The organism is Polaromonas sp. CT11-55 (assembly GCF_047303325.1).
Taxonomy (GTDB): domain Bacteria; phylum Pseudomonadota; class Gammaproteobacteria; order Burkholderiales; family Burkholderiaceae_C; genus Polaromonas.
Genome location: NZ_JBKBEX010000004.1, coordinates 336,950 through 347,706, shown reverse-complemented (window position 1 = coordinate 347,706; position 10,757 = coordinate 336,950). Strand labels below are relative to the sequence as shown.

Below are 10,757 nucleotides of genomic sequence, written 5' to 3'. Positions count from 1 at the left end.
GGGTCGCCTTTTCTTTGCTTACTTTCTTTTGGCGAAGCAAAAGAAAGTGAGTTGCCGCCGGGCAACCCCGGCCAGCAGAATTCAGCAAACAGCACTCCCCAAGAACAACAAAAAGCCCATCCCGAACGGCGTTCGGAAGGCACCCGTTACTGTGCCTTACGCAACGTCTCCACAACAGGCGTATTCAAAACCGACCTCAACCCCCACCACCCCGCAGCCAAAGCCAGCACAGCCCCAGCCAGACTCCCCAGCAAAGGCACCGTCCAAGACCCGGTCCAGTTGAACTCAAACACAAACCGCGCCAACCCCCATCCCACAGCCAGCGCAACGACAGAGGCCAGGAAACCGGCCAACAGGCCGACACCGGCCAGCTCGGCCCGCTGCACCTGGCGCAGCAAGGAGGCGCGCGCCCCGACCGCCCGCATGATGGCGAACTCTTTGGCGCGTTCTTCGCGGGTGGCGGTGATGGCGGCGAACAGCACGACCAGGCCGGCGGCGAGCGTGAAGCCGAATAAAAACTCCACCGCGCGTATCACCTGGTCGAGCACGCGCTGCACCTGGGCCAGCGTGCTGCTCATGTCGACGTTGGTGATATTGGGAAAAGCCTTGACCAGGGTGTTGTCAAAACTCTGCGGGCGCGGCTGGCCGGCCACGGCGGCCACGGGTTCGGGCGCGCGGAAGGCGCTGATAAAAGAGACAGGCACGTCGGCCGGCAGTTTGGCGACCGGGTACATCACAAAAAAGTTGACGCGCATGGAACCCCAGTCGACCTTGCGCAGGCTGGTGATTTTGGCTTCGCTGGCCTGCCCGCCTATATCAAAGCGCAGGCTGTCGCCGAGCTTGAGGCCCAGGGTCTTGGCCAGGCCGTCCTCGACGCTGACGGCGTCTTTTTCGCCGGCCGTCCAGCGCCCGCCGCTGAGCTGGTTGTGCGAGGGCATGTCCGCGCTGTTGGAGAGGTTGAACTCGCGGTCGACCAGGCGCTTGGCGCGGTCGTCCTCAAAGTCGTCGGGCGTGACGGGCCTGCCGTTGACCGCAATCAGGCGGCCGCGGATCATGGGGTACCAATCGAATTTTTTCACGCCGCCGTCGCGCAGGGCCTGCTGGAAGGCCTCGCCCTGCTCGGGCTGCACGTTGATGACAAAACGGTTGGGCGCGTCGGGCGGCGTGGCCCTGCGCCAGCTGCTGATGAGGTCGGTGCGCAGCAGCACCAGCAGCATCAGCGCCAGCAGGCCCACGGCCAGCGCGCTGGTCTGCACCACGGCGTACACCGGCCGCGCCGAGAGCTGGCGTGTGGCCAGCACCAGCCAGCGCGGCGCGGTCGCCTCATGCACGCTGGCGCGCAGCAGCTTGACGGCGGCAAAGCTCGCCACGGCGAACACGAGCACGGCACCGGCAAAGCCGCCCACGGCGATCAGGCCCAGCTTCAGGTCGCTGCTGGCGGCCACCAGCAGGGCCGCGAAACCGGCCATGCCCACGCCCAGCACCGCGAGCGAGGCGGGCTTCAGGTTGCCGACGTCGCGGCGTATCACGCGCAGCGGCGGCACCTGGGCCAGCTGCAACACGGGCGGCAGGCCGAAAGCCAGCAGCAGCGTGAGGCCCATGCCCATGCCGAACAGCACGGGCCAAAAGGTAGCGGCCGGCAGCGCGGTCTCGACCAGGCCGGCCAGCAGCAGCACAAAACCGTAATGCACGGCGAAACCCAGGGCCACGCCCAAGGCGCTGGCGAACAGCCCCGCCAGCACGAACTCAAAGGTGTAGGCCAGCGCGATGGTGCGCTGCGGCTGGCCCAGCACGCGCAGCATGGCGCAGTCGTCCAGGTGCCTGGCCGCAAAGCCGCGCGCCACAATCGCCACCGCCACCCCGCTCAGCAGGGCCGCCAGCAGCGCCACGAGATTCAGGAATTTCTCGGCACGATCCAGGGTCTGGCGCATCTCGGGGCTGCCCGATTCGAGCGACTCCAGGCGCACGCCGCGCACGCCCGACTGCTCGAACGGCTTCTTGATCTCCGCCTCGGCCCATTTCACATAGGCCTTCACCGCCTTGTCATCACCGGCAACAGCAAAGCGGTAATTGGTGCGGCTGGCGGGCTGGATCAGGTTGGTGGCCTTGACGTCGGCCTCGTTGACCATCACGCGCGGCGAAAAGCTGATGAAGCCCGCGCCGCGATCGGGTTCCTGCACGATGATGCGCGTGAGCGTGAAGCCGGCATCACCCAGCAGCAGGGTCTGGCCCAGCTTGAGGCCCAGCGCGTCGAGCAGCGAGGCATCGGCCCAGGCCGTTCCGGGAGCCGGCACCTCGCGCGTGTCAGCGCCGGGCTCATCCAGGCTGGCGGCCACCTTCATGCTGCCGCGCAAGGGATAGCCTTGGGGCACGGCCTTGAAGGCCACCAGCTTGCTGGCGCCGCCGTCGGCGTCGGGCGCGCGGCCCATGGTGGGAAAGGTGACGGTGGAAATTCCCTGCAGGCCCAGTTCCCGCGCTTTGGCGATAAAGGCCGCCGGTGTCAGGCCGTCGCTGCGGATCACGGCGTCGCCGCCCAGCAGTTGGCGCGCATCGCGCTGCAGGCCGCCCTTGAGGCGGTCGGCAAAAAAACCGACGGCGGTGAGCGCCGCGACGGCCAGGGTGACGGCCACGATCAGCAGGCGCAGCTCGCCCGCGCGCAGGTCGCGCAGCATGGTTTTCCAGCCGAGCTTGAAGAAAAGGGTGTTCATGCGCAGACCATAACGCAAAGTCCGCAGCCTTGAGCGATGGCCGGGTTTGAAAGCGGGTTATGGACGAATTGCGCTGGCAGCAGCCACGGGCGCGGCAACAGCGGCCGGCGGCAGCGCATCCAGGCGCTTTTCCAGCGCGCGCAACACCGGCGCGATGCCCGCACCCACCCGGATCTGCGGGTTGGAAAAGCCGTCTTCCTTGCCGGCGTCGATCTCGCGCTGCTTGATCAGCGGAACGGCCCGCGCAAACGCCTGCTCAAAGGAATGCGTCTTGCGCAATTGCTCGTCAAACAGGGCCCGGCCGAAGAAGGTCAGCTCGGAGCGCCGGCCGCAGCCGTAAGAGGTGTGGGTGGCGTCGGCCGCCGTCATGACCAGCGTGGTATCCCCGGCCAGGGCATCGGCCCAGCCGCCCGAGAAGCAGGCCGAAATCGCGATCACGCGGTTGCGCACACCGGCCTTGTCGAGCGCTTCGCGCAATTCGTCGGGTGTCACGGGCGGGACTTGCAGCGGCCAGTGGTAGGCGGCCAGCTTGAAGTCGCTGGCACCGTGTGAGGTCATGTAGACCACCAGCACGTCCTTCTCGCGGTCCATGCGCTGGGCGATCGCGTCGATGGCGCGCTCAAGGTTGAGCCCGGTAGCCCAGAGATGGGTTTGCGCGGTGGCGGCATGGTTGACCAGGTGCACCACGCGGCCCTCAGCGTCAAAACGCTCGGCCAGCACGCGGCTAACCATCGTGCTTTCGCGCAGGAACACGTCTTCCGAGGCGTAGGGTGCGAACACCAGGGCATACACGTCGGTGACGCCGGGGCGCTCATGCGCGATGGCGGCCATGGTCTTTTCCCAGAGGGCTTGCTGCACCTCGAAGGTCTGCTGGCTCAGCTGCAGCCGGGGCCGATCATCGGCATCGCCGCGCGCGGAGTAGTCTTGTTGCCAGGTGCGGGCCTCGAATTGCCAGACCGTGAGACCGCTGGAGGCCACCAGAGCCAGCGCGAACACGGCCATGCGCCAGGTCCAGCCAGTAAAACGCGCGACCAGGACGGTGGCCGCGCCCAGCGCCCAAGCCAAAAACACCGCATTAAACACCCAGTACAGCCAGGCTTCGGAAAACACCTTGGCCTTGATCCAGCCCTGGGCGATGGCCGCGATCACGCCCTGGTACACCAAGCCGCTGGGCAGGGACACGAGCAACCACAGGACGAGGCAGGCGGCAATGCCGCTCAGGCGCTTGCTGCCGGCTTCGGCGGCTTCGGCGGCCTCGGCCGGTTCGGCGGCAGCCGGAACGGGAAGGGCCCACCAGGCCAGGCCGATGAACAAGGCGATGGTCCACCAGCCCGACAGCCAGGCCTGGACATCCAGGCGCGCCGGGCCGGCCACTTCCAAACGGGCCAGTCCCAGCTCCAGAGCCAGCACCCCACCCGTAATGAGCAGTACCTGCAGCGGCGTGGGAGCATGCCCGGCCACGCGAGGCTTTAAAAAGACGCCGGCGCGCAAGCCTTCGACCACCCAGCGCAACAGGGACAGGCCGGCGCCCCCCTCCTCGCGGGATGGGAGGGTTTCGGGAATTCCGGGAAGCGTGGGCTGGACGTCGACGTCTGTCATGTTGGCGTGGCGGAAAGGGATGAAGGCTTGGCGCCCGCGAGCTCGGGTTGCAGCACAAGCCGCTGCGGATTGGCATAGCAGACAAAACGCTTGTTGGTGGCGCGGCCAATGGCACACAGGCCGACCGTCTGCGCCACCTGGTGCCCCATCTGCGTGATGCCGCTGCGCGAGACCACAATGGGCACACCCATCTGCGCGGACTTGATGACCATTTCGCTGGTGAGGCGGCCCGTCGTGTAAAACACCTTGTCCGATTTGCTCACCAAGGGGCTGGCCTGCATCCATATCCAGCCGGCGATGGTGTCTATGGCGTTGTGGCGGCCCACGTCTTCCACAAACAGCAGCATCTCGGGATCCCCGTCCGTCATCGCGAACAGCGCGCAGGCATGGACCGAGCCGGCGGATTTGTAAGTCGTTTCCTTGAGCCGTATGGTGTTGACCAGTGCGTAGAGCTGGCCCTGGCTGATGCGGGCGTCGGCAGGCAGCACGATGCCGTCCACCTCGTCCATCAGGCCGCCGAACACACTGCCCTGGCCGCAGCCGGTGGTGACCACGCGGCGCGCGGTTTTTTCTTCGATGTCCTCAATGCCGCGGCGGGTCTTGACGGCGGCAGCCCCCACCTCCCAGTCCACGGTGATGGAGTCAATGTCGGCCACATCCTTGACCAGGCGCTGGTTGCGCAAATAGCCCAGCACCAGCAATTCGGGATGCGCGCCCAGCGTCATCAAGGTCACGAGCTCACGCTTGTCGACGTATACGGTGAGCGCGCGCTCGGCCGGAATGGAGACCTGCTGCGTTTCGCCGTATTCGTTGACGGTCTGGACCTCGCAGGTCAGGGGCGCCCTGGCGTTTGTCAGGCGGGGCAAAGGTGATGGCGAAGGCATGCGGCAAGACTACAACAAAAAAGCCGGCCCTTTGCAGGGTCGGCTTTTGAGGAAGCGAGTCTATTCAGGACTTCTTGGCGGGGTTGCCGACCGCGTCCGGCTGTTTGGTGCTGGGCGGGCTGGTGGCCGTACCGGCCGGCGAATGCGCGCCGGCGGCTTCCAGCGGCTTGGCTTCAGGCGGGGTGTACGCAAAGGGGCCGGGGTCGGCACAGGCCGGCGCGGCGGCGGGCGGCTTGGTGTCCTTGCCGGCGGCCTTGGCCGATTTGTAATAAGCGGCAGCCACCTTGTCCTGCGCTTTGCACAACTGGTAGGCCTCGAGCTTGCCGGTCCAGGCCGTCTTGGCTGCGGCCTCGGCGGCCTTGGCCTTGGCTTCGTCGCTCAGCGGCGGCAGTTTGGCCAGCACCGCGGCCGACGCGGCGGCCAGCAGGCCCAGGGTCAGGAGTTTTTTCATGGCGTCCTCATTTCGCTCTTCAAGCTTGCGCGATCTGGCCGGGTGGATCAACAGGCGTGGTGCTGCGCTGAGCCGGAATGTTGCCGGCCTTGATGTCGTCGTACCAGTATTCGTGGTGTTCCTTCGCCCAGGTTTCGTCGACATAACCGGTGCGCATGGCCTGGTAGGCGCCCTGCATGCCTATGGTGCCCAGGTAGATGTGGCCGAGGAACATGCACATCATGAGCACGGTGGCCACGGCATGCACCATGTGCGCGACCTGCATGGTGGCGCGCTCGTAAACCAGGCCGGGCAACAGCTTGTCGAGCACAAAACCCGAGGACACGACCACAATGCCGAGCAAGAACACGCCGCCCCAGAAGATGAGTTTTTCGCCCGCGTTGAAACGGTTCGAAGGCGGCTCCTCGCCGCCCGTGACCAAGCCGCCGCCCTTGGCCAGCCAGCGCAGGTCGCCCTTTTGCGGCCAGTTGTCGCGCAGGAAGGTAAAGAACACGATCACCAGCGACACTGCGAACAACGGGCCGGCGAAGTTGTGCAGGGTCTTGAGCACCCAGGTCAGCCAGCCGAAGAGCGCGCCGCCGATGACGGGCTGCAGGAAGAACTTGCCGAAGGCCATCACCAGGCCGGAGATCGCCAGGATGGAAAACGCGATCGCGTTGGACCAGTGCGCGGCGCGCTCAAAAGGCGTGAAGCGCTCTATCTTGCGACCGGTGTCCGCACCGTGGGTCTTGATGGAACCCTTGCTGAAATAAAAAATCGCGATCGCCAGCAGCACGATCAGGAACAACGAGCCGCCGTAGGGAATGATCCAGTGGTTGCGCACCTGGCGCCAGGCCTCGCCGGCATTGGTCAGGCGCGAGCCGGGGTATTGCACAAAAGGCTGGATCAGGTTGCCGGCTTCGGGGGCTTCGCTTTTGGGCAGACTGCTGTAGCCGGTGACGCCCTCGCCCACCTGGCGCCACATGGGCGCGTTGTTGCCGGGCTGGACCTTGGCGCGTTCACCGTTGCTTTGTTTGGCGTAATTGGGATCGGCGCTGGCGTCGGGCTTGACCTCAAAAATGTTCTGGCCCTGGATGCCGTTCACGGCGGCCGGTGCGGGCGCTGCCGTGACGACGCCCGAGGACTGCGGTGCGGCTGCCGGCGCAGGGGCCTGCGCGGCCGCCAGCCCGGCCAAGCCGGCTGCCAGCAGAAAGAGAACGGGTCGCGCAAGAAACATAAGGCCTCCGCTCGCTATTTCGACGTGCCCGTCTTGGTGTATTCGTTCTGGCTGTTCTGCATGCGGGCCTTGAGCCCCTGCTCCCAGCTGGCCTTGTCGCCCTTGGTCCAGCCCGGCGCCGCGAAGGCGTTGTCGGTGCCCTGGAAGGCCGCGGTGTCGCTTCGCGCGCCACTACCCAGGGTTTGCGGTTTTTCGCCGCAAGCGCTCAAGACGGTGAAAGCCGCCGCGGTGGAAACCAGCATCGCGAGGCGCTTCATGATTTGGCTCCTGCGGGCGGCTGGCCCGCTTGTTTGGACCCATAGGCCGTGCCCCAGCCCCAGACCTCGGCGCCCTTGCCGCGCTGCACCACGCGGTTGCGGAAGATGTCGGCGACCACATCGCCGTCGCCGGCCAGCAAGGCCTTGGTCGAGCACATTTCGGCGCAGGCCGGCAGCTTGCCTTCGGCCAGGCGGTTACGGCCGTATTTCTCAAACTCGGCCTGGCTGCCGTTGACTTCCGGGCCGCCGGCGCAGAAGGTGCATTTGTCCATCTTGCCGCGCACGCCGAAAGTGCCCGCCGCCGGGAACTGCGGCGCGCCGAAGGGGCAGGCATAGGAGCAGTAGCCGCAGCCTATGCAGATGTCCTTGTCGTGCAGCACCACGCCCTCGTCGGTGCGGTAAAAGCAGTTGACCGGGCAGACGGCCATGCAGGGCGCATCGCTGCAATGCATGCAGGCCACCGAGATGGATTTTTCGCCGGGAACACCGTCGTTGAGCGTCACCACGCGGCGGCGATTCACGCCCCAGGGGACTTCGTTCTCATTCTTGCAAGCGGTGACGCAGCCGTTGCATTCGATGCAGCGCTCGGCGTCACAGACAAATTTCATGCGTGCCATGGTGATTCCTTATGCTTTCTCGACGTTGCAGACGGTTGTTTTTGTTTCTTGCATCATCGTGACGCTGTCGTAGCCATAGGTGGTGGCCGTGTTGATGGCTTCGCCGCGCACCACGGGCGCCGCGCCGTTGGGGTAATAAGCCAGCATGTCGGCGCCCTGCCAGCGGCCCGAGAAGTGAAAGGGCATGAACACCGTGTCGGGGCCCACGCGCTCGGTCACCATGGCCTGCACGTTCAGGCGTGCGCCCGTGGGGGTACTGACCCAGGCGCGTTCGCCATTGCGTATGCCTTTTTCGGCGGCCACCTTGGGGTTGATCTCGATGAACATCTCCTGCTGCAGCTCGGCCAGCCAGGGGTTGGAGCGGGTTTCCTCGCCGCCGCCCTCGTACTCGACGAGCCGGCCCGAGGTCATGACCAGCGGGAATTTCTCGTGCACCTTGTCGGCGATGTTTTTCTGCTGGATAGTCTTGTACAGCGTGGGCATGCGCCAGAAGGCCTTCTTGTCGTCATGCGTGGGGTACTTGGCCTGCAGGTCGGCGCGGTTGCCGTACAACGGCTCGCGATGCTGCGGGATCGCGTCGGGGAAGTTCCAGACCACCGCGCGCGCCTTGGCATTGCCGAACACGTGGCAGCCGTGAACCTTCATGGTGACGCGAATAATGCCGCCTGAAGAGTCGGTCTTCCAGTTCTTGCCTTCGGCCGCGGTTTTTTCGGCGTCGGTCAGGTCGTCCCACCAGCCCAGTTTCTTGAGCAGCAAGTGGTCGAACTCGGGATAGCCGGTATTGATCTCGGCGCCCAGCGAGCACGAGCCGTCCTCGGCCAGCAGGTTGACACCGTCTTTTTCGACGCCGAAGTTGGCGCGGAAGTTGCCGCCGCCGTCCATGACGTGTTTGGAGGTGTCATAAAGATTGGGCGAGCCCGGGTGCTTGAGCTCCGGGGTGCCGTAGCATGGCCAGGGCAGGCCGAAATAGTCGCCCGTGGTGTCGTAGCCGGTTTCCTTGTCCTTGCCGCCTTTGGACTTGAGGGTCTTGACGTCGAACAGGTGCATATTGCGCATGTGCGCCTTCAGGCGCTCCGGGCTCTGGCCGGTATAGCCTATGGTCCAGCAGGTCTTGTTGATCTCGCGCAGGATGTCCTCGGGCACGGGCTCGTCCATGCCCTTGACCTTCTGCATCTTGTAGTTCTTGGACAGTTCCTTGGCGAAGCCGAGCTTGTCGGCCAGCTGGTGCATGATCATGTGGTCGCTGCGGCTTTCCCACAACGGCTCTATGACCTTCTCGCGCCATTGCAGCGAACGGTTGGAGGCGGTCACCGAGCCGCTGGTCTCGAACTGCGTGGCGGCCGGCAGCAGGTAGACCGCGCGCTTGGGGTTCTGGTCTTCGGCCTTGCCGGGCATGGCGGCCATGGCCGCGGTGGCCGAGGGATAGGGATCGACCACCACCAGCAGGTCCAGTTTGTCCATGGCCCGTTTCATTTCGAGGCCGCGCGTCTGCGAGTTGGGCGCATGGCCCCAGAAGAACACGCCGCGCAGGTTGGACTCCTGGTCTATCAGCTCGTTTTTCTCAAGCACACCATCTATCCAGCGCGACACCGTGATGCCGGGCTTGCCCATCATGGCGGCCGAGGCGTAGCGGCCCTTGATCCAGTCGAAGTCCACGCCCCAGATCTTGGCGAAGTGTTTCCACGAGCCTTCGGCCAGGCCGTAGTAGCCGGGCAGCGAATCGGGGTTGGGGCCGACGTCGGTCGCGCCCTGCACGTTGTCGTGGCCGCGGAAAATATTCGTGCCGCCGCCGGACTTGCCGACGTTGCCCAGCGCCAGCTGCAGGATGCAGGAGGCGCGCACGATGGCGTTGCCTATGGTGTGCTGGGTCTGGCCCATGCACCAGACAATGGTGCTGGGGCGGTTCTGGCTCATCATGGTGGCCACTTTCAGCGTGGTGGCCTCATCCACGCCGCAGGCTTCCAGCACCTTGTCGGGCGTCCACTTGGCCATCACGTCGGCCTTGACCTTGTCCATGCCGTAGACGCGGTCGTTGATGTATTTTTTGTCTTCCCAGCCGTTCTTGAAGATGTGGTACAGCACACCGAAGAGGAAAGGAATGTCCGAGCCCGAACGAATGCGCACGTAGTCGTCGGCCTTGGCCGCCGTGCGCGTGAAGCGCGGGTCCACCACGATCAGCTTGCAGCCGGTTTCCTTGGCGTGCAGCATGTGCAGCATGCTGACCGGATGGGCCTCGGCCGCATTCGAGCCTATGTACAACGCGCATTTGCTGTTCTGCATGTCGTTGTAGGAGTTGGTCATGGCGCCGTAGCCCCAGGTGTTGGCGACGCCGGCCACCGTGGTCGAGTGGCAGATGCGGGCCTGGTGGTCGCAGTTGTTGCTGCCCCAGAAGCTCACGAACTTGCGCATCAAATAGGCCTGCTCGTTGTTGTGCTTCGAAGAGCCCACCCAGTAGACCGAGTCGGGGCCGCTCTCCTTGCGCAGCTCGAGCAGTCTGGCGCTGATTTCATTGAGCGCCGTGTCCCAGCTGATGCGCTCGTACTTGCCGTTCACCAGCTTCATGGGATAGCGCAGGCGGTACTCGCCGTGGCCGTGCTCGCGCAGCGCCGCACCCTTGGCGCAGTGCGCGCCCAGGTTGATGGGCGAGTCGAACACCGGCTCCTGGCGCACCCAGACGCCGTTTTCGACCACGGCATCGACCGCGCAGCCGACCGAGCAATGGCCGCACACCGTGCGCTTGACTTCTATCTTGCCGCCGGCCTCGGTAGCGCCGGGCGTGGCGGCCTCGGCTTTTTTGACCAGGCTCAGCTGCGTCGCGGCCAGGCCCACGCCGACACCGAGGCCGGAGCGGCGCAAAAAGGCGCGACGGTCCATGGTGGGCAGGGCATTGGACAGGCCCCGCGACAGGCTGTGCACAAACCGCGTGGAAGCGCGGTGCGCGGGATGGACTTCGGAAGTTTTTTTCGTGAGCAGCATGAAGCTCTCCGTGGGAAAGTGAAACCGGGCCGGGTGCTGGCGGTCGAAC

8 protein-coding genes are annotated in these 10,757 nt (G+C 65.3%); all 8 read right to left on the bottom strand.

Features of this window, described 5'->3' with window-relative positions:
- Nucleotides 1-146: 146 nt before the first annotated feature.
- A complete protein-coding gene (locus tag ACEN8I_RS06950) occupies nt 147-2,708 on the bottom strand; it encodes an ABC transporter permease (protein WP_413327583.1) in 2,562 nt (853 codons plus the stop codon).
- A gap of 57 nt (nt 2,709-2,765) precedes the next feature.
- Complete coding sequence (locus ACEN8I_RS06945; protein WP_413327582.1) at nt 2,766-4,307, bottom strand: C13 family peptidase; 1,542 nt, start codon at nt 4,305-4,307, stop codon at nt 2,766-2,768.
- On the bottom strand, nt 4,304-5,191 hold the full coding sequence (locus tag ACEN8I_RS06940) for a formate dehydrogenase accessory sulfurtransferase FdhD (protein ID WP_413327581.1): 888 nt from the start codon (nt 5,189-5,191) through the stop codon (nt 4,304-4,306). Before ACEN8I_RS06940 ends, ACEN8I_RS06945 begins: the two co-directional genes overlap by 4 nt.
- Nucleotides 5,192-5,255: 64 nt before the next feature.
- Complete coding sequence (locus tag ACEN8I_RS06935; RefSeq protein WP_413327580.1) at nt 5,256-5,642, bottom strand: hypothetical protein; 387 nt, start codon at nt 5,640-5,642, stop codon at nt 5,256-5,258.
- Between the two features lie 19 nt (nt 5,643-5,661).
- A complete protein-coding gene (locus tag ACEN8I_RS06930; protein WP_413327579.1) occupies nt 5,662-6,858 on the bottom strand; it encodes a formate dehydrogenase subunit gamma in 1,197 nt (398 codons plus the stop codon).
- A gap of 14 nt (nt 6,859-6,872) precedes the next feature.
- Nucleotides 6,873-7,115 carry a hypothetical protein gene (locus ACEN8I_RS06925; protein ID WP_413327578.1) on the bottom strand — a complete coding sequence of 81 codons (243 nt, stop codon included), beginning with the start codon at nt 7,113-7,115 and terminating at the stop codon, nt 6,873-6,875.
- Nucleotides 7,112-7,732, bottom strand: coding sequence for a formate dehydrogenase FDH3 subunit beta (fdh3B, locus tag ACEN8I_RS06920; RefSeq protein ID WP_007873612.1), 621 nt, complete (start codon nt 7,730-7,732; stop codon nt 7,112-7,114). Before fdh3B ends, ACEN8I_RS06925 begins: the two co-directional genes overlap by 4 nt.
- 9 nt (nt 7,733-7,741) lie before the next feature.
- Nucleotides 7,742-10,708: a formate dehydrogenase subunit alpha gene (locus ACEN8I_RS06915; RefSeq protein WP_413327577.1), complete on the bottom strand. Its 2,967-nt coding sequence runs from the start codon at nt 10,706-10,708 to the stop codon at nt 7,742-7,744.
- Nucleotides 10,709-10,757 lie beyond the last annotated feature (49 nt).

Coding starts and splice junctions, on each gene's coding strand:
- ACEN8I_RS06950 (WP_413327583.1), bottom strand. CDS start 2,708: ATGAACACCCTTTTCTTCAAGCTCGGCTGGAAAACCATGCTGCGCGAC.
- ACEN8I_RS06945 (WP_413327582.1), bottom strand. CDS start 4,307: ATGACAGACGTCGACGTCCAGCCCACGCTTCCCGGAATTCCCGAAACC.
- ACEN8I_RS06940 (WP_413327581.1), bottom strand. CDS start 5,191: ATGCCTTCGCCATCACCTTTGCCCCGCCTGACAAACGCCAGGGCGCCC.
- ACEN8I_RS06935 (WP_413327580.1), bottom strand. CDS start 5,642: ATGAAAAAACTCCTGACCCTGGGCCTGCTGGCCGCCGCGTCGGCCGCG.
- ACEN8I_RS06930 (WP_413327579.1), bottom strand. CDS start 6,858: ATGTTTCTTGCGCGACCCGTTCTCTTTCTGCTGGCAGCCGGCTTGGCC.
- ACEN8I_RS06925 (WP_413327578.1), bottom strand. CDS start 7,115: ATGAAGCGCCTCGCGATGCTGGTTTCCACCGCGGCGGCTTTCACCGTC.
- fdh3B (WP_007873612.1), bottom strand. CDS start 7,732: ATGGCACGCATGAAATTTGTCTGTGACGCCGAGCGCTGCATCGAATGC.
- ACEN8I_RS06915 (WP_413327577.1), bottom strand. CDS start 10,708: ATGCTGCTCACGAAAAAAACTTCCGAAGTCCATCCCGCGCACCGCGCT.